28 protein-coding genes are annotated in these 22551 nt (G+C 58.4%); 12 read left to right on the forward strand and 16 right to left on the reverse strand.

Features of this window, described 5'->3' with window-relative positions:
* Positions 1 to 108: 108 nt before the first annotated feature.
* The 7 genes from VO84_RS21790 to VO84_RS21815 all read right to left on the reverse strand — a co-directional run bounded on the left by VO84_RS21790 (position 109) and on the right by VO84_RS21815 (position 5168).
* Positions 109 to 474 (reverse strand): hypothetical protein, encoded by a 366-nt coding sequence (locus VO84_RS21790; RefSeq protein ID WP_058189873.1) that lies wholly within the window; start codon positions 472 to 474, stop codon positions 109 to 111.
* 139 nt (positions 475 to 613) lie between these two features.
* On the reverse strand, positions 614 to 940 hold the full coding sequence (locus tag VO84_RS21795) for a hypothetical protein (protein ID WP_058189874.1): 327 nt from the start codon (positions 938 to 940) through the stop codon (positions 614 to 616).
* A gap of 8 nt (positions 941 to 948) precedes the next feature.
* Positions 949 to 3267: an Orn/Lys/Arg family decarboxylase gene (locus tag VO84_RS21800; protein ID WP_082662269.1), complete on the reverse strand. Its 2319-nt coding sequence runs from the start codon at positions 3265 to 3267 to the stop codon at positions 949 to 951.
* Between the two features lie 156 nt (positions 3268 to 3423).
* On the reverse strand, positions 3424 to 4176 hold the full coding sequence (locus tag VO84_RS21805) for a DUF899 family protein (protein ID WP_058189875.1): 753 nt from the start codon (positions 4174 to 4176) through the stop codon (positions 3424 to 3426).
* Positions 4163 to 4318 (reverse strand): hypothetical protein, encoded by a 156-nt coding sequence (locus VO84_RS22690; protein WP_157440050.1) that lies wholly within the window; start codon positions 4316 to 4318, stop codon positions 4163 to 4165. Before VO84_RS22690 ends, VO84_RS21805 begins: the two co-directional genes overlap by 14 nt.
* Positions 4319 to 4334: 16 nt before the next feature.
* Positions 4335 to 4790: an SRPBCC family protein gene (locus tag VO84_RS21810; protein ID WP_058189876.1), complete on the reverse strand. Its 456-nt coding sequence runs from the start codon at positions 4788 to 4790 to the stop codon at positions 4335 to 4337.
* Complete coding sequence (locus tag VO84_RS21815; RefSeq protein ID WP_058189877.1) at positions 4791 to 5168, reverse strand: ArsR/SmtB family transcription factor; 378 nt, start codon at positions 5166 to 5168, stop codon at positions 4791 to 4793.
* A gap of 353 nt (positions 5169 to 5521) precedes the next feature.
* On the opposite strand from VO84_RS21815, the gene VO84_RS21820 reads away from it, so the two are divergent.
* From VO84_RS21820 to VO84_RS22965, 5 genes are all read left to right on the forward strand, one after another.
* Positions 5522 to 5956 (forward strand): hypothetical protein, encoded by a 435-nt coding sequence (locus VO84_RS21820; RefSeq protein WP_157440051.1) that lies wholly within the window; start codon positions 5522 to 5524, stop codon positions 5954 to 5956.
* 191 nt (positions 5957 to 6147) lie between these two features.
* Entirely contained in the window at positions 6148 to 6732 is a 585-nt protein-coding gene (locus tag VO84_RS21825; RefSeq protein WP_058189879.1) for a hypothetical protein, read from the forward strand.
* A 298-nt stretch (positions 6733 to 7030) separates the two neighbouring features.
* Positions 7031 to 9061 carry an alpha/beta hydrolase family protein gene (locus VO84_RS21830; RefSeq protein ID WP_058189880.1) on the forward strand — a complete coding sequence of 677 codons (2031 nt, stop codon included), beginning with the start codon at positions 7031 to 7033 and terminating at the stop codon, positions 9059 to 9061.
* A 90-nt stretch (positions 9062 to 9151) separates the two neighbouring features.
* Complete coding sequence (locus tag VO84_RS21835) at positions 9152 to 10477, forward strand: ABC transporter permease (RefSeq protein WP_082662271.1); 1326 nt, start codon at positions 9152 to 9154, stop codon at positions 10475 to 10477.
* On the forward strand, positions 10470 to 10619 hold the full coding sequence (locus tag VO84_RS22965) for a hypothetical protein (RefSeq protein WP_197414158.1): 150 nt from the start codon (positions 10470 to 10472) through the stop codon (positions 10617 to 10619). Before VO84_RS21835 ends, VO84_RS22965 begins: the two co-directional genes overlap by 8 nt.
* A gap of 69 nt (positions 10620 to 10688) precedes the next feature.
* Here VO84_RS22965 and rsmD read toward each other — a convergent pair whose 3' ends face one another.
* Positions 10689 to 11258 (reverse strand): 16S rRNA (guanine(966)-N(2))-methyltransferase RsmD, encoded by a 570-nt coding sequence (rsmD, locus tag VO84_RS21840; protein ID WP_058189881.1) that lies wholly within the window; start codon positions 11256 to 11258, stop codon positions 10689 to 10691.
* 53 nt (positions 11259 to 11311) lie between these two features.
* Between rsmD and VO84_RS21845 the strand changes: the two genes are divergently transcribed.
* A complete protein-coding gene (locus VO84_RS21845) occupies positions 11312 to 12433 on the forward strand; it encodes a CBS domain-containing protein (protein ID WP_058189882.1) in 1122 nt (373 codons plus the stop codon).
* A 9-nt stretch (positions 12434 to 12442) separates the two neighbouring features.
* Positions 12443 to 13321, forward strand: a complete 879-nt coding sequence (gene rsmI / locus VO84_RS21850; protein ID WP_058189883.1) for a 16S rRNA (cytidine(1402)-2'-O)-methyltransferase — start codon at positions 12443 to 12445, stop codon at positions 13319 to 13321.
* Here rsmI and VO84_RS21855 read toward each other — a convergent pair.
* The gene (locus VO84_RS21855) at positions 13318 to 14277 is read right to left on the reverse strand and encodes a PilZ domain-containing protein (RefSeq protein ID WP_157440052.1); all 960 of its coding nucleotides are present in this window, start codon (positions 14275 to 14277) and stop codon (positions 13318 to 13320) included. The genes rsmI and VO84_RS21855 overlap by 4 nt on opposite strands.
* Before the next feature lie 45 nt (positions 14278 to 14322).
* The gene (locus VO84_RS21860) at positions 14323 to 14787 is read right to left on the reverse strand and encodes a hypothetical protein (RefSeq protein ID WP_058189885.1); all 465 of its coding nucleotides are present in this window, start codon (positions 14785 to 14787) and stop codon (positions 14323 to 14325) included.
* A 116-nt stretch (positions 14788 to 14903) separates the two neighbouring features.
* Here VO84_RS21860 and VO84_RS21865 point away from each other — a divergent pair, with 116 nt between their 5' ends.
* The 4 genes from VO84_RS21865 to moeB are packed head-to-tail and all read left to right on the forward strand — an operon-like array spanning position 14904 to position 17948.
* Positions 14904 to 15869 carry a PLP-dependent cysteine synthase family protein gene (locus VO84_RS21865; RefSeq protein ID WP_231738144.1) on the forward strand — a complete coding sequence of 322 codons (966 nt, stop codon included), beginning with the start codon at positions 14904 to 14906 and terminating at the stop codon, positions 15867 to 15869.
* On the forward strand, positions 15866 to 16312 hold the full coding sequence (locus VO84_RS21870; RefSeq protein ID WP_231738146.1) for a Mov34/MPN/PAD-1 family protein: 447 nt from the start codon (positions 15866 to 15868) through the stop codon (positions 16310 to 16312). The genes VO84_RS21865 and VO84_RS21870 overlap by 4 nt, the downstream gene beginning before the upstream one ends.
* Before the next feature lie 26 nt (positions 16313 to 16338).
* Entirely contained in the window at positions 16339 to 16746 is a 408-nt protein-coding gene (locus VO84_RS21875) for an SRPBCC family protein (protein WP_058189886.1), read from the forward strand.
* Positions 16747 to 16769: 23 nt separating this feature from the next.
* Positions 16770 to 17948 (forward strand): molybdopterin-synthase adenylyltransferase MoeB, encoded by a 1179-nt coding sequence (moeB, locus tag VO84_RS21880; protein WP_058189887.1) that lies wholly within the window; start codon positions 16770 to 16772, stop codon positions 17946 to 17948.
* Positions 17949 to 17976: 28 nt separating this feature from the next.
* Here moeB and VO84_RS21885 read toward each other — a convergent pair whose 3' ends face one another.
* The 6 genes from VO84_RS21885 to VO84_RS21910 form a co-directional block, all read right to left on the reverse strand.
* A complete protein-coding gene (locus VO84_RS21885; protein ID WP_058189888.1) occupies positions 17977 to 18309 on the reverse strand; it encodes a helix-turn-helix domain-containing protein in 333 nt (110 codons plus the stop codon).
* Positions 18290 to 18673, reverse strand: a complete 384-nt coding sequence (locus VO84_RS21890) for a type II toxin-antitoxin system RelE/ParE family toxin (RefSeq protein WP_058189889.1) — start codon at positions 18671 to 18673, stop codon at positions 18290 to 18292. The genes VO84_RS21885 and VO84_RS21890 overlap by 20 nt, the downstream gene beginning before the upstream one ends.
* A gap of 39 nt (positions 18674 to 18712) precedes the next feature.
* On the reverse strand, positions 18713 to 19747 hold the full coding sequence (locus tag VO84_RS21895; RefSeq protein ID WP_082662286.1) for a PIN/TRAM domain-containing protein: 1035 nt from the start codon (positions 19745 to 19747) through the stop codon (positions 18713 to 18715).
* 124 nt (positions 19748 to 19871) lie between these two features.
* Positions 19872 to 20234 (reverse strand): four helix bundle protein, encoded by a 363-nt coding sequence (locus tag VO84_RS21900; RefSeq protein ID WP_058189891.1) that lies wholly within the window; start codon positions 20232 to 20234, stop codon positions 19872 to 19874.
* Positions 20235 to 20278: 44 nt separating this feature from the next.
* Positions 20279 to 20704 carry a response regulator transcription factor gene (locus tag VO84_RS21905; protein WP_058189892.1) on the reverse strand — a complete coding sequence of 142 codons (426 nt, stop codon included), beginning with the start codon at positions 20702 to 20704 and terminating at the stop codon, positions 20279 to 20281.
* Between the two features lie 448 nt (positions 20705 to 21152).
* Positions 21153 to 22070: a PhzF family phenazine biosynthesis protein gene (locus VO84_RS21910; protein ID WP_058189893.1), complete on the reverse strand. Its 918-nt coding sequence runs from the start codon at positions 22068 to 22070 to the stop codon at positions 21153 to 21155.
* A 103-nt stretch (positions 22071 to 22173) separates the two neighbouring features.
* Here VO84_RS21910 and VO84_RS21915 point away from each other — a divergent pair, with 103 nt between their 5' ends.
* Positions 22174 to 22446, forward strand: a complete 273-nt coding sequence (locus VO84_RS21915; RefSeq protein WP_058189894.1) for a hypothetical protein — start codon at positions 22174 to 22176, stop codon at positions 22444 to 22446.
* The last annotated feature ends 105 nt before the right edge of the window (positions 22447 to 22551 follow it).

The following is a 22551-nucleotide window of genomic DNA, read 5'->3' on the forward strand; positions in this document are numbered from 1 at the left end:
ACCCAGGTCTCAAAAGCGAGACCTGGGGCACCCTTACATTGATTGTTCAGACCTGCGCTATCCGCCGAAGGATTTCCCGTCTCGAATAGGGTACGTTACGCTAATGTCCTAAGACTGCGGTCTGTACATCGAGATAATTTCAATTTTCCCTATAATTTTGCTATTGAATTCCTCCAGCCGCTCCGCCGGAATCCAATATTCTAGGGCAGTTGAGGAGCCAACCTTCTGAATCTCAAAGCCTGTCAAATATTCGGGCTGGACTGCGAAGCAAAGCACGTAACCCACATAGCCAGATGCTTCATCTTTGGTGTTCCACTCTCGCGCAATAAAGCTGGCGTACTCCTCATTCAGGACAGGATAGAAAATGGGTTGTCCCTCCAGACGAGGGGGAAACTCCTTGAAGTCAGCATCTGCGATCAGATCCAGTTCCTTTTGGCCGACCGGACGGTACAACATTGTCCCTTCGCTTTTCATATTTGAATTTTAACTTTAGCGATAAGGAGCCTCTATTGCGGGCCATCCGTAAGACTTTTGTGGCTCCCCCTTGGATGAGTATCTGGTTCATCGCGCAGGTATTGGCGAAGGGAATTGCGCACTTACAGATATGCAGTGCTTAAAAGCGTTGGCCTACAGCCAGCAGCCGCAACTTTAAAATAGCGAGCTTGTTGTCAATGATTAACTTCTGGGAGACGCTAGGCGTGAAACGCTCCAGTAGATGTGAGACATTATCGAATGCAGCGCGTGCATTTGCGTAGTTGCGCTGCTTCGTTTCTTCGTCTCCTGCTACATTCGTCACATCCATGAAGGTAAGGGCCAGATCAACGTCCATGAGAAGGAACTGGACGCCGGTTTCGTTGCTGTCGCCGTTCAACTCTTCGACCATGGACCACCGTTGTTGAGCAGAATGCTCTTCTGAAAAGGTTGAATTGCGCGCGATCATGAACCCTACTAGTTCTTGGGTTCCTCGATGACGGCGCGCATCCGGTAATTCCCTTCGCTGTCGACTTCGATGCCGTGGACTTCGCGCTCGAAGCCGGGGAAGCGCTTGCCGAATTGCTCCATGGCGAGGATGAGCTTGATGACCGGAGATTCGGGGCCTCCGAGGCGCTCGCCGGGCATGGACATGGGGATGCCCGGAGGATATGGGACGAGCATGACGGCGGCGAGACGGCCGGCCATTTCCTTGAACGGGATGCTTTCGGTTTCACGGCGCACTAGCTTCTGGTAGGTCTGGCCGGGGGTGAGGACGGGATCGAAGTCTTCATCGCAGGCGGCGTTGACGAGGCCTGCGAGATCAAGCTCGACCATGGCTTTGTGCATGTCGTCGCAAAGCTCTTTGAGGGTGATTTCACGATAGCGCGCGGGGAAACGCTGGACCAGCTCCGGGAGGGCGTCTTCGAGGACGGCCCCTGAGTCATAGAGGCGCTTGAACTCGAAGAGGTTTTCAAGGAGGCTGCCCCACTTGCCCTTGGAGGTTCCGACGGAGAAGAGCACGAGGACGGTGTAGTCGCCGGTGCGTGCGATTTCGACGCGGCGCGAATCGAGGAACTCGGTGAGGATGGCCGCGGGTATGCCCCAGTCGCCGATGACGCCCTGGGCGTTGACGCCGGGGGTGAGGATGGTGACCTTTGTGGGGTCAAGCATGCAGTAGTCGTCGGGCGAGTCTTCATCCTGATAGCCGTGCCAGGCTTCGCCATGCTTCACGGTCCAACAACTGGGTTGGGTGGCGAGGAGCTCGTCTTCCGCATCTTCAAAGAGGATTCGTTCGCCGGTGGCGGGATCGGTGACGTGCTCGGGCTGATAGATGCCGAAGAACCAGCCGTCTCCGTTGTCGGATGTGATGCGCAGGCGATGGGCGATGGAGCTCATGGCCTGGCGGAAGCTGATGGCGTCGGCGAGGGTCTCATCCATCAATGTTGGACCGGCGGGCTCGTCCATCATGGCGGCTGCAACGTCAAGCGAGGCGATGAGCGGATAAAAGGGTGAGGTGGTGCCGTGCATCATGAAGGATTCGTTGAACTGATCGAAGTCGAGCGGGGCGCGATCCGAGAGCTTGATGTGGATCATGGAGCCCATGGAAAAGGCGGCGAGCATCTTGTGCGTGGACTGTACGGAGAAGAGGGTGGGCCGGTCCTTCATGTCTTCCGGCACGCCCATGGCATAGCGCCCTTTGTAGATGGGGTGGAATTTGGCGTAGGCGTACCAGGCTTCATCGAAATGAATGCGGGAGACTGAGCCGGCAAGTTGTTCGACGACCTGATCGACGTTGTAGCAGAGGCCATCGTAGGTGGAGTTGGTGACCACAGCGTACGTGGGCTCCTGCGAGCGCGCGCCGGGGGAGAACGGGCTGCGGGCAATGAGCTCCTGAACCGATGACGGCGAGAAACGCTTGAGGGGAACGAGGCCGATCATGCCGTAGCCGTTGCGCGTGGGCTTGAAGTAGACAGGGCGGGCGCCGGTGATGGTGAGCGAGTGACAGATGGACTTGTGGCAGTTGGCATCGGCGAGGACAAGGTCGTCCTGCGCGATGACGCCGTGTCCGACGATCTGGTTGGAGGTGCTGGAGCCACCGAGGACGTAGAAGGTCCAGTCTGCGCCGAAGATGCGGGCGGCGTTGCGTTCGGATTCGCCGGGAGGGCCGACGTGGTCAAGCCATGAGCCGAGCGGCGCGGAAGAGATGCCGAGATCGGAGCGGAGGAGATTTTCGCCGAAGAAGCGGTGGAATTCCTGGCCGACGGGGTGCTTGAGGAAAGCGACGCCACCCATGTGGCCGGGTGCGTCCCAGGAGTAGACGGACTGGTCGTTGTACTTGAGCAACTCGCGAAAATAAGGAGGCAGGAGCTGATCGTGATAGCGCTCGATGGCCGTGTCGAGGCGCGAGGAGATGAAGGCTGGAGTGTCGCCGAAGAGATGGATGTATTCGTGGACCTGCTTGATGACTTCGAGGGGAAGCTCGGAGACGAGGGTGCGATCGGCGATTAAAAAGATGGGGACTTTTTTATTGCGGTGACGCACGCCGCGGATGATGTCGAGTGCGGCGCGTTCCTCGAACTGCGATTCGCCTTCGAGATCCCAATCGAGCAAGACGGCGGAGTAGCTCGGGTCAGAGGTGACGAGCGAGAGACCGTCTTCAGGCGAGGTGGTGCGGACGACGTTGTAACCTTCGTCGCCGATGGCGTCGACGAGGCGCTCCATGGCTCGATCCGATACGGAGTCGGTGCGTCCGACTTCACTTGCAACTAACAAAACCCAACGCTTCTCGTTCATCTATCCTCACAACCGGGCAAACGTTCACGGCCCCCCAGTTCGGGAGGGCCATGAAGAGTGACATGAATAGTATCGGTGATTTGGATTTGGTTGTGGAAACAAGAGGCGGGATGTTACGCAGGATTCACATTTCCTGCTGATTTTGGTGGGGCGAGGTTAGAGGTTCAGTGTCACCATCGCTTTGTCGATTACATCGGCCTGTTTGGCGTCCTCGATGCCGTAGGCGTCATGCCAGTGCCACCACTTGTAGCGCGGTGTCTTGGGATAGCCCTCGGGCGAGTCTTCCCAATCTTCCTGACGACCGAGCGGCGTGACGTCGAGGTAATTCCACACGGTGCCCATGGCTTCATCGCCGCGATTGTTGATGTAGTACGTGCGGAAGATCTTGTCGTTCTCATCGCGGAAGAAGACGTTGTGCCCGTGCCACTCGTCGACGCCGAAGTCTTTGTCGAAGCTGTCGGTGATGGTGTACCAGGGAATCTTCTCCCAGCTCATGCGCTGCTTGAGGCGGGTGATGTTTTCCTGCGACCCGCGGGAGGCGTAGGCCAGCGTGGTGTCGCGCGCGTGCAGGTGCGAGAGGTGCGAGACCTGATCTGCGCCGAGCGAGCAGCCGACGCAGGCATGGTCGGGCCAGCCGTGGACGTTGGAATCGTAGAAGGCACGATAGAGCACGAGCTGGCGACGGCCCTCGAAGAGATCGAGCAGCGAGACGTTGCCCTGCGGGCCTTCGAAGACGTACTGCTTCTCGACTGCGAGCCACGGCATACGGCGGCGTGCGGCGGCGAGTGCATCGCGGGCGCGGGTGTGCTCCTTTTCTTTGATTAGCATCTGTTGCCAGGCGTTATGCCATTCCTCCGCTGAGACTACCGGAGGTTTTTTGATTGCTGCGATTTGCTCATTGGTTGTCATGACTTCCTCCCTGGGCTTGTTGTTGTTCGGGTTCGCGTGTTTTTTTGTTCCAGATTTTGACGGCGGCGAGCGCGGAGACGCTGCCTGTCGAGACGATGCCGGCGGCGATCCATGCCGCGGTGGATATGCAGAAGGGACACATAGCTACCTCCCAATTTCTAAATTGCTCTGGCGCGTTCGGCGGCTGCTGAGCAGATCCGCCCGATCAACTGGCTCCAGCCTGAGTCCACGCCGCGGTCATTCTCGCCAATCCAGCCCATGGCGCGGTGCAGGAAACGCATGCGCGTGACGCCGTTCTCTTCTGTGAGGCGATATTGGAGGTTCGAGATGGCTGGCGTGGACATGAAGAGCGGCCCTGAGATTTCAAGCAGCACAGGAGCCTTGATGGATTGCACCGCGCCCCAGTAGTGTCCGGTGTTATTGCCGAGATCGCGATACCAGCGCCCGCCGGGCCACGCTTCAAGCACCATGGGCATGGGCTTTTCGGGAGTGGAGTTGAGCGGTCCCATCTGCTCGAGAATGGTCTCGAAGACGATGTCGATGGGGGCGGCGATTTCTTCTTCTTTGAGGATCTCGAAGGCCTGCAATACGCCTTCTTTTACGGTGGCTGGCATTTACTTCTCCTTTTTGGGGTTTGGACTATCGTCCAGGCGAATCAGCCGTTCGAGGGCCTTGCGTTCGGCGCGCTGCTTGATCTCGTCCACTTGATGCGTCCAGTAGCGCTCAAAGACCTTGACCCAGTCGTGGACCGGCTTGAGGCCTTCCGCGTTGAGGCGGTACATGCGGTGCTGCCCGCGCTTGATCACGGTCACCACGCCCGCCTTACGCAGCGCTCCGAGGTGCTTGGAGACGGCAGGCTGGGCCATCTTCATGCGAAGAACAATTTCGTTGACGGGATACTCACGGCCGCTTGAGAGCACGGCGATGACCTCGCGCCGCCGCGGCTCGGCGATGGCGGTGAAGACGTCCGAAGGGTGAGCGGTTCGCGGCATGGATTTAATATATTCCTATTAAGGAATATGTCAAGAGGAGAAAATATTGGGACTGAGGGGCTGAGGGACTGAGGGACTGAGGGACTGAGGGACTGAGAAAAAGCAAAAACACATCGGCCGAATTTGCTCATGGGAAGTTGCGATTCTTTCAGTGTTTTTTGAATGCCACTGCTCGCCCTTCTTATTCATCCTCCCTGGCGTGGACCCAACGAGAGAGAGATTTGCTGCTGAGGTTCTGACAGATTTTTTACATTCAATATTGAAAACACTCTTCACTTGCTTCGCCAGAGTCGTTATTCTTTGTTCAAGATCTCACGATCAAAAACATGGCGAAAGAAAGAGTAAGGCTCCCTGTGAGCCTCTTACTGTGCGCGACCATCGTGCTGCTGTCCCTGATTGTTGTGTCCGTGATCGGGTGCAACTGGAACCGCGTCTCAGTCCGCAGATACGAGATGGGCGTCGCGTTCGATGGCAGAGCGCCGTGGGGCGAAGTGGGCCCTGAATCCGAGAGCGACCATGCTCCGACGGTGCTTTACCGGAAGGTGGGAGAGAGCTATTGCTACACGGCCTTCCAACTACCGGGCCTGCGCGATCGCCTGGAGCGCGAGAAGAAACCTTATGTCACGGTGGAGTACAACGTGTTTACACATCTTGGCCGTGAAGGCAGGTACACATTGCGCTCAGTGGATGGGGTTCGTCTGGCGGATGGGAATAAGGTCCTGCAGAAAACCGAAGAGTCCGGAGGGCAGATTCTGCTGGCGGATGATGAGTCGTTAAGTTGTCCGTGAGCCGGGTTCGGAACGATCTTCCATGTGAGCCTGAAACCTCGTTTTGAATGCGGTGCATCCGCAGTTTGGGCTGATCTTAGTGGAAGATCCTGTGGCTGTGATGTGGGATTCGTGCCTGGCGAGGTGAATGGGCGGGGATTTTTGTAAGCTATCATGGGCCAAACCCAAATTATGGGGGTGAGAGCGGCTGGATGGATCGCGGATATTTTATTCTGTCGTGCCTGCCAGGGCTCATCGTGGGGATGGCGGTCTTCTTTCCGCTTGGGGCCAAGCGCAGAGCCTGGATTCCACCGCTTGCCTGGTGGCTTTGTCTGATTCTGGGAGCCGTCATTTGCATATATGGCTTATCCCACTCAACGGCACCGTCGTTCGCAAGGCGAATCACGGCGGTTGGCAAGGCTTACGACTGCGTTGAGATACGGCAAGGAAGAGATTCTCATTTCGGCTTTCGTTTTGTGCCTGAAGGTGGCGAACCTATCCAGATTGAAACACCGATTATTCTTCCGGGGTGGGCGAATCCGGCCGTTTTTAATGGACGCACTTTTCGGATTATGTATCTCGGAGACACTGAACGAGCGTTGAAAAACGAGGCTATTGATATTGAGATCCTGTCTGGCAGAGACGCGGGCTTTCATGACTCGCTGGATGCTCGGCCAGCGGGGAAATGGTTGGCGATTCCGATTGGAGCCGCATTGGGCGCTTTGGGCTTTCTTGGCCTTCGATATATGAAAAAGGACGCTGATTCTGCTGCGCTGGATGATGAGCCGTCGGCTTGAATTATTGTCCCCTCCTCATAGAGTTCACGAACGAAGAGCAAGAACAAAAGCAACCGCAGATCCTTCGACTCGTTTCCCGCTGAGCGGGAAACTTCGCTCAGGATGACAAACAGTGGCGGGAGAACAAGCGGTCTTTCTCGAACGACGAGCGGCGTTAGTTCGAGACGAGCGGTATAGTGCTGCTATGCGTTTTCAATCTGCCTGCTCTCTTCTGGTTGCCGTGGGAGTGATTTGCGGCGCGTGTCTAGTTCCCTCTGCGGCTCAGTCTGCTAAGCCTCCGATTACTCTCGACGAATTTATGAATACGACTGCGATTACGGCGGCGAGGATTTCGCCGGATGGCAGCGCGGCGGTGATTGGGACCGAGGCTCCGGACTGGAAGAACAATCTCTTTCGAAGCGACCTGTGGCTGTGGACTGCTGCCGCGGGGTTGAAGCCGTTGACGCACTCGGGCAGCGAGGAGAATCCGCAATGGAGCCCGGATGGGAAGTGGATTGCATTTTTGAGCGACCGCGAGTTGCCGGGTGAGAGCGCGGATGCGGATGGGTCCGCCAGCGGTTCGGGCGAGGAGGATGTGAAGGCTAGCCGCGTTTGGGTGATTGCGGTGAGCGGCGGCGAGGCGTTGCCGCTGTACACGGAAAATTTGGATGCGCATGCCTTTGCGTGGAGCACGGACGGGAGCGCGATTTATTTTTCCGTGACAGCTCCGCAGACGAGCGAAGAGAAAGAGGCGCACAAGGCGGAGTGGAAGGATGTGATCCGGTGGCGGGAGCAGCACCGGGGCGATGTGCTGGTGAAGCAGGCGGTGGGCCCGGCGCTGGCAAAGGCGGTGGAGAATCCTGCACCCGAAAGCAAAAAAGATAAAAAGAAAGGCGAGAAGAAAGAGAGTGAGGCCGCGGCTGAGTTGCCGAAGGGTGCGGAGGTGGTGGCGAAGAGTGAGCTTGAGATTGGCGAGATTGCGCCGGGGCCGGATGGCAAGGCGGTGGCGTTTGTGACCGGGGCGCCGCACCACAGGGTTGAGAAGCCGGCGGATTTTGAGGTGTTTCTGGCGGATGGGAAGGGCGGGGCGAAGCAACTGACGCACAACAATGGGCTTGAGGAGAAGCTGCTCTGGAGCGCGGACGGAAAAGCACTTTATTTTATGGTTGGCGCAGGTGCGGGCACGGTGGAGGGCGAGTATCGCGATGTGCAGGGGCGGCTGTACCGGCTGGAAGTTGCGACAGGGGCGGTGACGCGGCTGGGCGCGGAGTTTGAGGGTTCCTTTGAACACTTTGCGCTGCTGGCGGATGGGACTGAGCTGGCGCTGGGTCTGAAGGGCACCGAGCAGCAGGCGTACCGGATTGACGGAGCGAAGGCGGTTAAGCTGCCGGGACTGACCGGGACATATGGGGAAATCAGCGCAGCGAAAAGCGGGAACGCAATTCTGGTGACGCATTCCACGATCAACGAGCCGATGCAGGCGTACATGGTGGCGGATGCGCTGAATCCCGATAAGGTGAAGGCGCTGACGGCGATTAACCCGGTGTTTGGCGAGCGGGCGAAGCCGGAGTGGCAGACATATCAGTGGAAGAGTGACGACGGGAAGACGGTGGAGGGGGTTTTGATTTATCCGCCGGGCAAGAAGGGTGCGAAACATCTGCGGATGCTGACGCTGGTTCATGGCGGCCCCGAGGATGCAGATGGGAATCGCTTTGAGGCCGACTGGTATGACTGGGCGGGACTGGCGGCGGCGAATGGGTGGTTGGTGTTTCGGCCGAATTACCGGGGATCGACGGGATACGGGGATGAATTCATGCTGTCGATTGTGCCGCATGTGGTTTCCGGGCCGGGGAGGGACATTCTGGCGGGCGTGGATGCGCTGGTGAAGGATGGGATTGCGGACCCGGACCGGCTGGCGATTGGCGGCTACAGCTACGGCGGATATATGACGAACTGGCTGATTACGCAGACGACTCGATTCAAGGCGGCGGTGACGGGTGCGGGCGCGGTGGAGCACGCGGCGAACTGGGGCAATGACGATCTGACCTTTGATGATGCGTGGTTTCTGGGCGGGCGGCCCTGGGAGAAGCCTGAGATTTACCAGAGCGAGGCGGCGCTGTTCCGGTTTGACAAGGTGAAGACGCCGACGCATGTGGTGCAGGGCGGGGCTGACGTGAGGGTGAGCTATCTCGAAGGCGTAACGCTGGAGCGAGCGCTGGAATCATTGGGGATTCCGCATAGTTTTCTTGTGTTTCCGGGCGAGGGACATGGGCTGGAGAAGAATCCGTGGCATGGGTACATTAAGGTGCGCGAGGAGCTGAAGTGGCTGGAAAAGTATGATGGGAGGTAAGGACGAGGGGCGAGTAAGCTACCCCTTTCCGGAATCCAAAGTCTTTTTCAGCTACCGGATGGTGCGGCGGCGCATCGAATAGAAAACGCTATGGGACCAGTCAGCGAAATCAGCGAGAGTACGGATACGGAGCAGACTGCAAAGCAGATAGCGCAGCCGGCAATCAATCGTCGTTTTCAGCAGACGCTGCTGAGCGCGCGGCGGACGATGGTCTGGAGCGAGATTCTCAAGATTGCGCTGGATAGCTTTCGGGCGAGCAAATTGAGGCTTGCGCTGACGGCGCTGGGCATGGTGATCGGGACCGCGTCCGTGATCTTGGTGGTCACTATCGGGATGACAGGCAAGGAGTTCATCCTGAATGAGATTCAGAAGATCGGAACGAACGAGGTAGAGCTGGAGTATGCCGGAGGCGGCGCAGCGGGTTCAGAAAATGCCGTCTATAACGACTACCTGACGCGCGACGACGAGAAGCGGGTGGTGGCGCAGGTGCCGGGAGTGATGTATTCGTCGCCGATTCTGGAGATGCATGACCGGATCAGCTTTGGCGGTGGAGTGGTGAAGGACACGCTGGTGCTTGGAGTGAGTCCGGATTACCAGTTCATTCGCAATCTGCTGGTGCCGTATGGTCGCTTTCTGGACAATATGGACGACGCGCAGCACATGAAGTGCGCGGTGGTGACGGAGACCTTTGCCAAGCTGCGCTACGGGAGCGTGGATGCAGCGGTGGGGCGCGAGTTTTCGATCAGCGGAATTCCGTTCACGATTATCGGCGTGTTCAAGGAGAGTGTGACCGACTTTGGGCAATCGGAGATTGCCGATGAGACGATTCTGATTCCCTACTCCGTGGCACGGTACTTTACGGGCACGGAGAATGTGAAGCAGATTTATTTCTCGATGCGATCGATGGCGGAAGTTCAGGACGCTACGCGTGAGATTACGCGGATTGTGAGCGCGCACCACAGGCCGAACTCGGTGTACAAGACGCAGGACCTGCGCGAAGTGCTGAAGATGGCGGATACGATCTCGAACATTCTGACCGCGGTGCTGGTGCTGGTGTCCGCAGTGACGCTGGCGGTGGGCGGCGTGGGGATTATGAACATCATGCTGGCCACGGTGCGGGCGCGCATCCGCGAGATTGGGATACGAAAGGCCCTGGGCGCGACGAGCCGGGAGATACGACTGCAGTTTCTGGCCGAGGCGACGATTATTTCGCTCGCCGGCGGGATTGTGGGCTGTTTTGTCGGACTTTCGCTGCCGGTTTCTGTGCGAATTTTGACGGATTTCCAACTGCCGGTAAGCCCGTGGAGCGTGGTGATTGCGCTGGGCGCGGCAACGCTGGTGGGAATTGTCTTTGGGACGATGCCGGCGACGCGGGCGGCGCAGCTGGATCCGGTAGAGTCGCTTAAATATGAATGAGCAGGGGTCAGAGATCAGAGATCAGGGGTCAGAAAAGACTGGCCTGAATCTGGTGCTGGTTTATGGGCTGATTGCGCTGGGATTTCTGATTGCGGCGGGGTGCGCAGTACTTATCGTGTTGCCGTTTTATCATCGGCGGTAGTGCAGGAACGTAGAGACCAGGGACATAGGGACTAGGAAAACTAAAGCAGTTCCTTTACCGAACTCAATTTCACAAATTGCTAAAAAAACTCAGTGCGGCGTCGCCCTGCTCGAGGAGGCGTGTGCGAGTCAGCTCGCCGTATGCATCAGCGAGAGTGTCTTTACGACGGTGCTCGGCGATGACGAGGGACTGGGGCGCGAGAAATGAAGATGCGGAGCTGCCGAGGAGATTGAGAACGGTGGAGTACTCGGCGGCGAGATCGTAGGGCGGGTCGAGAAAGACAATATCGAATGGCGCGGGAGGCGGGATGCGGAGGAATGCGGTGACTGCACTGTTGTGAATGGTGAAGCCGCTGGCGATGCCGAGGCGATCGAGATTGGCGCGGAGGGCGGTGAGCGCCGGGCGGGCTTTTTCAACGAATGTAACGTGCGAGGCGCCGCGGCTGAGGGCTTCAATGCCGACGGCTCCGGAGCCCGAGTAGAGATCGAGGAAGCGAGCGGACTCGATGTGTGGGGCTTCGACTCGCGATGTCAGAACGTTGAAGATGGTTTCGCGGAGGCGGTCGCTGGTGGGGCGTGTCGCGAGGCCGGCTGGCGCGTCGAGGGTGCGGGAGCGGAATTGGCCGGCGATGACGCGCATGAGGAACAGAATACGTGAGCGGGAAAGCAGGGCGGGCCTCGTACAATGGCATCATGAGAGGCTGGTCGATTCCGCTGGGCCGATGGATGGGCGTGGAGCTGCGCGTGCACACGTTCTTTTTGCTGTTGGCGGCGGTGTGCGTGGGGCTTGGCGCATCCGAGAATGTGCCGGGGGGCAAGACGCGCGGGCTGGTTCTGTTTGCAATTCTGGCGATTGCGGTAGTGGTGCGAGAGACGGCGCGGCTTTTGGTGGCGGCGTGGATGGGGCTGCGGCTCAGGGCGATTCTGCTGCTGCCGATTGGCGGATTTTTTGCCTATGCGAACCCGGAAAGCCAGGAGCTGGCGACGAACGGCGGCGGTCAGTATGCACTGGCGGCGGCGGGACCGCTGGCGAACGCATTGACGGCGCTTGTGCTGATGGGGATGTTTCTGGGCGTGGCGCCCAATATCGACCTCCTGGGATTTCCGCTGGTTTCCGCGGGACATCTGCTGCGAGCTGCGATCTGGATGATGGTGGGATTAGCTGCGCTGCATTTGTTGCCTGCGTATCCGCTGGACTGCGGAAGGCTGCTGCGAACCAATTTTGCGCAAAAGTACGGCGCGGGGCAGGCGAGCCGGGCGGCGGCGGGATTGGGACAACTGCTGGCGCTGGGCGGGATGATTGGCGGAATGCTGCTGCACAGCCCATGGCTGATTATTGCGGGATTCTTCATCATGATTGGCGCGCAGGTTGAGGAGCAGGGTGTTTCTTTCCAGAGCGTGGTGGACACGGTGCAGATGCGCGAGGTGATGCTGACGGACTTTGCTACGCTGTCGCCTTCCGACACGCTGGCTGACGCGCTGACGCGCTGCGTGCATTCGCTGCAGGAGGATTTTCCCGTGGTGCGCGGGCCGCAACTGGTGGGGGTTATCTCAAGGCAGCGGATTGTGGACGCTCTGCGGAGCGATGGAAACGGCTATGTGCAGTCGGTGATGTCGCGAGCGTTTCAGGTGGCGCGGCCAGACGATACGCTGGGTACGACGATTCGGGGAATCACGGCGGGGCGTGGGCTATCGCTGATCCCGGTGACGGAGAGCGGGCGCGTGGTGGGGATTGTGAGCGTGCAGAACCTGATGAGTTCCATGAGTCTGCTGGCGGAGCAACGCCGCTATGAGCGCGAAGAGAGCAACGAGTAGTACAGCAAGATGAATGAGAACGCGCTGAAGCCGGGGTTGTATCTGGTGGCCACGCCGATTGGCAACCTGGGCGATATTACTTTGCGGGCCCTGGAGGTTCTGCGCGGAGCGGACCGCATTGCATGCGAGGACACGCGGCAGACGCAGAAGCTGCTGAATCATTTTCAGATTGAGAAGCCGACAGAGAGCTGCCATGAGTTCAACGAGGCGGCACGTGCGGCAACTTTCGTCGAAGCCATTCGAGCGGGCCAGAGGATTGCCGTGGTGACAGATGCGGGGATGCCGGGAATCAGCGATCCGGGAACACGGCTGGTGCAGGCGGCGATTGCTGCGGGTGTGTTGGTGGTGCCGATTCCAGGAGCGAATGCGGCGGTGAGCGCGCTTGTTGGCAGCGGGCTACCGACGGAGGAGTGGACCTTTCTGGGATTTTTGCCGGAGAAGGCTGGGGCGCGGCGGACGCGGCTGGAGACGCTATTCACAGAGATGGCGGGGAGCAGGCGAACGCTGGTGTTTTACGAGGCTCCGCACAGGATTCTGGAGACGCTGGCCGATGTGGAGGCTGTTTTTGGGCCGGAGCATCGCGTAGTGGTGGCGCGCGAGCTGACCAAGGCGCATGAAGAGTTTTTGCGCGGCACGGCGGCAGAGGTGCGGGCGGAGCTGGGTGGGCGCGACCGGGTGCGAGGCGAGATTACGCTGCTGATTGAGGCACCTGCTGAGGAGCGGCTGAATGCGGACCCATCGAGAACGGTTGCGGAGCAGGTGGCTGCGCTGCAGGCCAGCGAAGGGATGGATGAGAAGGACGCGCTGAAGCGGCTGGCACGGGAACTTGGGAAGTCAAAGAGCGAGCTGTACCGGGAGCTGCAGCGCGAACGGGCGAATCGGCGCTAAGCCTGCGCTGGAGTGGCTTCGGGGGCAGCTTCCGCGTTGTTCTCGATCGGCGCGCTGTTCTGATTTTTCTCGGATTTCTTGATTTTCTCGCTGATCTCGTCGATGACGGTCTGGAGCTGACTGCGTTTGCGGTCGGTCATTTCGACGAAGCGAATGCCAATGGTGAACTTGTCATGCAATGACGTGGTGACGCCGGGTAGAAGCAGAGGCAAGCCATCGACCATGAACTCTACTTCGACGCGACGATAAGCTCCTACCGGGATCTCCTGCTGAGCGCGAAGGCGGCAACCGCCCAGACTGACGTCGAGGACTTTGCCTGTGACACGGACGTGGATGGAGAGAAATAGTACGCGGGCTAGAGAGTCAATCTCATGGCGGTCGTGCTCGCGGCGCTCGCGCCTGCGGGGAGGACCCGACTTGTCTGGTGGAGCGGCGTCAGGGGCCTGATTCTGAACCGGATTGGGAACGAGATGCAGGGTTCCGGCTTGTGCCGTCTCCTGCAGTTGCGGCTCAGCTGGCTCGGCCTGCGTTGCCTGTTCCTGCTCAGGTTCCTGCTTATCCTTATCCCGCGCTTCATCCCGCGCTTCTTTCTCGCGGGCTTCCATCTCTTCATGCATGGCGCCGAGCAGGTCGGCCAGCTCGTTCTTGTGGGATTCGCTGATTTTGGTGAAGTACAGGCCGAGAATGGTGCTCTTTGCCGACCACTGGATTGTGCCGGGAAAGCGGAATAGCGTGCCGTTGAGACGGAAGGCGATTTCAACCGTCATTCCGACCTGTAGCGGTTCGTCATCTCCCCGCTGCAGACGGCAGCCCTCAAGGCCGAGATCGATCATGTGACAGCAGATAGCGCTTTCAAGCTCTTCCGCGAAGAGCATGGCCTGGCCGTCCACCGGGAAGCGGAGGTATTTGCGCTGCTCATGGCGCATAGTGAGGCTTGTTTCGGGATATTGATCCAAGGCAGTCCCCTGTACAGGGACTTATCGGCAGGCCTGTGAGAAAAATCAGTGCGAGCCTTCGAGTTCCCAGGGACGCCGGGCGGCGGGTGCGGGAGCCTCGCGGCCACGAAGGCGATCGTATTGATAGAGGTCGCTGGTGGTGCCGAGGGCTTCGTTGTAAAGGCCCATGGTTCCGGTGACGAGGTTCAGCTCCTCGGTGAAGATGTGGATGGCCTGGAGTTGTGCGGCGGTGGCTGGCAGCTCGTATTGGGAAGTCTTGATGAACTTCTGGTAGCCACGGTCGAGGAGACGGGCGATTTCGTTTTTGACGAGAATGCCGGGAGTTACGACGACGCTGGCGGCGCTTCCCTCCCCTTTGCCCGCTCCGCTGGGGGCAAGAACGGCGGCGACGCCGTGCTTGCTGACCTGGACGGCGCTGGATGCTGCGGAGGACGAAGCGACATCAAAGGATTGAGCGCGAAGCGCATCGACGAGCTGATCGAAAGTGGGAGCTTTTCCTTTGCCGGCCATATGTTCTTCCCGTCTGTATCGAGTCTGAGAGGATAAAAGAGGCGCCTGTGTGGAGCGCATTTTGGAGCGAAAAGCTTCTTGTATTCATCATACCTTCCGCGCGGTGAAATTTTGCGATGACAACTGGAACTGCACAGAACGAAGCACAAATGGAGCCGCAATTGAAACTGGGTGTCACGCTGACGGAGCGGATTGGGAATACGCCGCTGATTCGGCTGGAACGGGTGACGAAGGGACTGGATGGCATTGCGGTGCTGGCCAAGGCCGAGTGGAACAACCCGGGCGGGAGTGTGAAGGATCGCGCGGCGTGGAGCATGGTGCGCGATGCGATAGAGCGCGGGCTACTGAGACCGGGCAAGATACTGCTGGACGCGACGAGCGGGAATACCGGCATTGCCTACGCGATGCTTGGCGCGGCGATGGACTTTCCGGTGAAGCTGGTGATGCCGAGGAATGTTTCGCCGGAGCGGAAGCGGATTTTGCAGGCCTATGGCGCGAGCGTGGAGTGGACGGAACCGGACCAGGGCTCGGATGGCGCGATACGGCGGGCGCAGGAGATGGCGGCTAGCGACCCGGAGAAGTACTTCTATTGCGATCAATACTCGAATAACGCGAACTGGAAGGCGCACTACGAGACGACGGGGCTGGAAATCTGGCGGCAGACTGAGGGACGGGTGACGCACTTTATCGCCGGGATGGGGACTTCTGGCACGTTCACCGGCACGACGCGTCGGCTGAAGGAGTTGAATCCTGGAGTTGTGGCGATCAGCTTTCAGCCGGATGGGCCGTTTCATGGGCTTGAAGGCATGAAGCATATGCCCTCGGCGATTGTGCCGGCGATTTACGATCCGAAGCTTGCAGATCGGAACATCGAGATTGAGACTGAGGCTGCATACGTGATGGCGAAGCGGCTGGCGCGTGAGGAAGGTCTGCTGGTTGGCATCTCTGCCGCCGCAGCGATTGTGGCGAGTCTGCGCGTGGCGCAGGAAGAGGCTGCGGCGGGACGCAGAGCGGTGATTGTGACGGTGCTTCCGGATTCCGCGGAGAAGTATCTGAGCGAGCGCTTTTGGGAGGAAGAGTGAGTGCGGTGATTTTTCCTTGCGAGGTGTATGCGGCGATTCGTGCGCATGGCGAAGAGACGTATCCACATGAGTGCTGTGGGGCGCTTCTTGGGCGGAACGTGGATGGCGAGTGGAGCGTGGTTGAGGCAGTAAGGGCCGGGAATACGCGCACGGATTCGGCGCATAACCGCTACCACATTGCTCCGATTGAGCTGGTGAAGATTGAGCGCGAGGCACGAGGCAAGGGCCTCGACATTGCGGGGTTTTATCACTCGCATCCGGATCATCCGGCGCAGTGGTCGCAGACGGATTTTGCGGAGGCGCACTGGCTGGGCTGTTGCTATGTGATTACGGAAGTGGCGCAGGGCAAGGCTGCAGTGACGAATTCGTTTTTACTGGCGGGGACGAGTGAGGAAGACAAGCGGTTTGAACTGCAGACGATTGAAGTTCAAGAGAAACGATAGGGATTGCAAGTTACAGGGAGTTGATTATGCCTGACCGGACTGTGACAAGGGCTATAGAAGACGATCTTGAACCGGATGCGATTTTTGCTGTGCTGACGGAGCCGAGGCTGCTTCCGCGGTGGGCACCAGCCTTTGCGGATGAAGTTGAGAAGATCGGCTCCGATAGCTGGCAGATCACGAAAAACGGCAACAAATTTACGATGCAGATGGCGACCTCTGCGCCTTCGCGGGCAGTGGATTATCTTCGGGAGGTTGCGCCGGGAAGACAGGGCGGCGCTTACATCCGGGTGTTGCCTCGTCCGGCTGGCGGCAGCGTGGTGGTTATGACTCTTCCTGTAACCGGCAATGCAGATGCAGAGGGTGTGGGTGCTGTTCTGGTTGAGGAGTTGAATAGCCTTGTTGATCTCGTCAAGGCTTCGCGAAGTATGCAGTAAGTGTTTGAGTGGAGAATTGAAGTATGACGACAATTGTGACGGAATCCATAATACTGCCGGAGCTGACGACGGATGAGATGGCGCGCTACTCGCGGCACCTGATATTGCCCGAGGTGGGCATGGAGGGCCAGCAGAAGCTGAAGGCCGCGAAGGTGCTGTGCGTGGGGACGGGCGGGCTTGGCTCGCCGATGGCGCTGTATCTGGCTGCGGCGGGGATTGGCACGCTGGGGCTGGTGGATTTCGACGTGGTGGATGCGAGCAATTTGCAGCGGCAGATTATTCACTCGACGAAAGATATTGGGCGCAAGAAGTTGGACTCAGCGGAAGAGAAGCTGACGGCGCTGAATCCGGCGCTGAAGGTGGTGAAGCACGAGACGATGCTTTCGAGCGCGAACGCGCTGGAGATTTTGAAGGACTATGACGTGGTGGCGGATGGGACGGATAATTTTCCGACGCGCTACCTGGTGAATGATGCCTGCGTGTTGACGGGCAAGCCGAATGTGTATGGCTCGATCTTTCGCTTTGAGGGACAGGCGAGTGTTTTTGCGACCAAAGAAGGGCCGTGCTATCGCTGCCTGTATCCTGAGCCACCGCCGCCGGGGCTGGTGCCGAGTTGCGCCGAGGGTGGTGTGTTGGGTATTTTGCCGGGACTGGTGGGCGTGATCCAGGCTACCGAAGTGATCAAGCTGATATTGGGCAAGGGTGATGCGCTGATTGGGCGGCTTTTGCTGGTGGATGCGCTCAATATGCGTTTCCGCGAGTTGAAGTTGCGGAAGAATCCGGAATGCCCGGTGTGCGGGCCGAATCCGACGGTGACGAAGTTAATCGATTATGAGCAGTTCTGCGGGATAACGCCTGCGGCACAGGAGACGAATGTGAAGAATGGGATTCCGCAACTTACGGTGAAGGAACTGAAGGCTCGGCTGGATGCGGGCGAGGATGTGCAGCTGATTGACGTGCGCGAGCCGTATGAGGCGCAGATTGCGCAGATTGGCGGCAAGCTGATTCCGAAGGGCGATGTGCCGAACCGACTGGCGGAGATTGATCGCAATCGCGAGGTGGTGGTGCATTGCAAGAGTGGCGGGAGGAGCCAGCAGATTGCGGAACTCCTGAAGCAGGCAGGCTATGAGCGCGTGGCGAATGTGGCCGGCGGCATTACGGCTTGGAGCAATGAGATTGATCCGAGTGTGCCGAAGTACTAAGGGGTATGTGGCGAGATATTGAGTCCGGCTACAGGATCACTTCGACACCTTTGCGCCGGATCACATTCAACAAGGCAAGCGCGGGGCCCTTCGGCTGTTTCGCGCCTCGCTCAAGTTGCGATATGTAGCCAACCGTAAGGTTGAGATAACGCGCGAAGGCCGCCTGGCTCAGGTGCGCGTGCTCGCGCAATGCGCGAATCTCTTCGCCACTAATGGGCTGGGCCGTGGCGAGCGCCTGCGGCCCCAGTTCACGAATGGTGATCTTGCGATAGGTGGCGTCATCCATGACACCGATGCGGCGCATTCCCTCGGCAGTTTCGAGAATCGCCTCGCTCAGGCGGCTACGTTTTTTCGCGGTCATTCGGAACCTCCTGTAATTCATCCTCTGCAATGCCCAGCGCGATTCGCTCAGCGTTTGCGTTCAGCCAAATCGCTGCGATCTCTCGCAGTGCCTCCAATTCAGGCCGATCGATGTTTTCGCGCTCGTTCTTGGCAAAGCCATACAAAAACACCGCTCGGTCTTTCATCCGATAGGCAACGATCATGCGATACCCGCCGGAGCGCCCCTGCCCCAAACGCGCCACTCGCTGCTTGATGAGACCGCCACCAAGATCAGTATCGATCAGACCTTGCTCGGCCCGGACAATCGCCTCCCGCAAACTGGCGTCTGCAATGTGCTGCTGACGTGCGAACCGTGCAAGCCACCTGGTTTTATAGATTCGCATGCGACATGGCAATAAGAACTATAGCACAAAAAACTATACTTATCGCACAATTTCGACTGGCGTGGGGCGCGGGGAATCGCCGGTGCGGCCGTTCTCGTCCACCTTGCCGAAGATCATCTTGCCGCTGGCTGTCTGGAGCACGCTGGTGACAGAGATTTCGACAGAGCGGCCGATCATTTTGCGCGCATGATCGACGACGACCATGGTGCCGTCGTCAAGATAGCCGACTCCCTGGTTGTACTCCTTGCCTTCTTTGAGAATGAGCACCATCATGCGCTCGCCGGGCAGCACGACGGGCTTGAGCGCGTTGGCGAGGTCGTTTATGTTGAGCACTTCGACGTGGTGAAGCTGCGCGACCTTGTTGAGGTTGAAGTCGTTGGTGACGACCTTGGCCTCAAGCTTCTTGGCCAGTTCAAGGAGCTTCAGATCCACTTCCTTGATCGAGGGAAAATCGTCGGAGACGATCTGGACCTGGATGGCGGGGTTGGACTGCATGCGCTGAAGCATGTCGAGACCACGGCGGCCGCGCTGCCGTTTTGATCCGTCGGTGGAGTCGGCGACGATTTGCAGCTCGCGCAGAACGAACTCCGGAATGACGAGCGCTCCGTCGATGAAGCCGGCTTCAGCGATGTCGGCGATGCGGCCATCGATGATGACGGAGGTATCGAGGATCTTGGCGGCGCGCTTCTGGGGGCGTTCGCCGGTAAAGATGGTGCCGAGCGCGGAGGGGTTGAGCAGATCGCCCTTGCTGGCGCCGACGAGCAGGCCGACATAAGTCATGAGCAGCAGGACGAAGATCTGCAGGACGGCGGAGTTGATCTCGCTGAGCGGAGCCGAGCGGAGCACCATGCAGAAGATGGCCGCGCCGGTGATTCCGAGAAGCGAGCCGGCTACAGCTCCGATGAGGCGGCGGAGGCTCATGGCGCGGACCCGCAGCTCAAAGATAATGACCATGGTTGCGGCCGCTCCGCCACAAATGGCGCTTATGGGACCGGAGAGGCCAAACGGGCGGAGAACATAACAAACAAGAGCGAGTATGGCAACAAATAGAATGCGCAGTAAAACGAGATCCATGACGTCCACCCCCGGCGCTGAAGAAGATAATCGGTTACCGCCGAGCACAGTACGGGAGTATGAAGAGGTACGGGGGAGATCGTCAAGGGATAAATGCCAGGGACTAGAGAATAGAGACTCGGGACTAGGATTTTGTGCGGACTGATCGCATCAGTCCACCTAGCATACGTCCGACCTCGTTACAGAAACCATCTGCTGCATCCAATGCCTGTTTTGATCCGAATCCTAAAGCCTTTGCAATTACGAGCTGCGTCTCAATTTCCGAGTTGGAGCCTCGTGCATGACCCAGAAACTGGATGTATTCGCCTTTTGATGAGCGGCCATATCCTTCCGCAATATTGCTGGGGACGGATACAGCCGCTCGACGGAGTTGGGCCACCAAGCCAAAGCGTTCAGATTCGAGAAATGCGGATGTGAGTTTGTAAACGGCCAAAGCCAACTCAACCGAACGCTGCCAGACCGCAAGATCTTTGAACGAACCCGCCATTATTTTTCCTAGTCCCTATGTCTCTACGTCCTTAGTCACTATCATTACGAGGCAACGGCGAGCTCGTGCTGAGGATGGGTAACGCGCGTGGAGCCCTTGCGGGGGCCGCGTTTGCGGGCGCTCATGTTCTTGACGCGCTCCAGCAGTTCGAGGGGCGAGCAGTTCTTCCTGGGCAGGAGGGCATCGGCGGCGTGGGGCTGAGAGGCCGTGCGTGCCGGGTCGCCGAGCAGGATCATCGGCACATGGGAAGCAATTTCCTTCAGGCGGCCGATAATCTGGCCACCGTTCCAGTGAGGCACTCCATCATAGGCAAGCACGAGATCGATAGCATTTTCTGAGATCAGGCCGGAGGCCTCATCGCCGTTGACGGCGGGCAACACACGGTAGCCGTTGGTGGAAAGCATAAAAGTGAGCACAGACAGTTCCTGTTCATTGCTGTTGACGGCGAGAATAATTTTCTTGGGCCTCATGTCGGGGGAAATACTCCTTTAGAAATCGATCAGAATCAAACAAGGCAAAAAGGGCACCTGGACCGCTCTAAAGGGCAGCCTGTGGACAACCCGAAATGTAAGGAGCAATAGCCAGGGATCGGGGCGGGCTCTCGCGCTTCCGATAGACGCACAGAAGGTTATGGACGGAAGGGAAAGCTCGCCCAGATATCTATGCGGCAATACGGAAACACGAAGAGGACAGCCTTCACGCGGGGTCAGATTGCCGTTGAAGTCTGGGACAAAGCCGGTTCAGCGAACCGGTTAAATTTCCTCAATGCTTGGCAAGAGTACGGCTAGCCGGGCAGCCGCGCAACAGCGAAAATATGGCGAAAATGCCAGTGGAAAACTTAGAAAAATCGAGGGAAACGGGATAGTTGCAATAGAGGAAACCACTTACCTTGATGAAAACCTGTTGAAAGTTTGTGTATCAGGGCAGAAGAAGTCTTCCCGTTGCCACAAGAACAGTGCTGCCCCCTACGCGCACATTTGTAACCTTGTCCGTGTCAAGATTTGCGCGCAGAAAAAGGTCACTGGGGCGTCCCATTTCGACACCTTGGCGGACGTGAATCCGCTCACCGGAAGAAACGATTCCATGTGCAACGAGATAGCTGATAGCGCAGCCCGCGGCGGAGCCGGTGGCGGGATCTTCACCGCCGTAGAACTGCATTCTTGCCCTGAAGTGCTTCGCACTGTTCTCTTCTTGGACTGGCTCTGAGGCCAGGACGTAGAACCACCTGCCGTTGAGTGGGCGCAGGTATTCTGTGGCCTCTTGCTGGCGGACGTTGAGGCGCGCGAGTGCATCGAGTGAGCGAAGCAGGACGATGGCGAAACCGTTGCCGGTGGAGACGATCTGCGGTGGGTGAGCTGGGTCGAGGTCGTCGAGGGTGAGGCCGATCAACTCGGCAACACGGGCTGGATCAAGCTCAGGACCGAATTCTGGATCGCGCTGCGTCATTTCTCCGTAGAAGGCCTGGCTCGAACTGCTAGGCTTTGCGGGATCGAAGACAACAGGAATGGGACCTACGTTTTCGGCCAGCGTAATGGTGCTCTTGAGCGCGAGGGAGGGATCAGCAATTTTGAGAACAGAGGCTGTGCCGAGCGTGGGATGACCGGCGAAGGGCAGCTCCTCGTCCGTGGTGAAGATGCGCGTGCGGATGCCTTCTACGGCTTCGATATCAGCGGCGCGGCGCTCGACGAAGGTGGTCTCAGAGAGATTGAACTCACGGGCGATGGACTGCATCTGCTCTGTGCTGAGCGTGGACGTGTTCATCACTACGGCGAGCGGATTGCCAGCGAGGGCGCGATCGGTGAAGACATCAACGATGAAGTAATCGAGTTCAGGCATGGGCGCGATAGATCCTCGTCTTTACAGATGGCAGCCGGCAGGGTTGGATTCGCAATTGCAGCAATTCAGTGCAATGATAAGTGCGCAAGGAAGAGGAGGGGCTATGAAACTCCGAATCGCAATCTGGGCGATGGCCGGTGCGCTTGTGGTGGCCTTGTGGTCGGTCTACTTCGTCTTCTACAGAACCCACTCACAGTTTGGAGTTCCATGGGCGCTGGTCGATTTGACCATGCCAATCGCATTGGTTCGGCATTATGCGATGAGTGTTTATTTCGTTCTCTTTGTGAATGCGGCTACCTATGCGCTGGTTGGCACGTTTGGGGAAATCCTATGGCGGCTTTGCAAACAACATCCGCCTCGCCGATTTGCAAACTGAGTCGCCAGCTCGCAGGGCCGACGCATTTTAATTGCCGAGTAGCTGCAGGAGGTAGTCATTGTCCCATCCGGCCTGGAGGCGTTTACCTTTGATGCCGAGCTTGCA

The sequence above is a fragment of the Occallatibacter gabretensis genome (genome assembly GCF_001449115.1).
In the GTDB taxonomy this organism is placed as follows: domain Bacteria; phylum Acidobacteriota; class Terriglobia; order Terriglobales; family Acidobacteriaceae; genus Telmatobacter; species Telmatobacter gabretensis.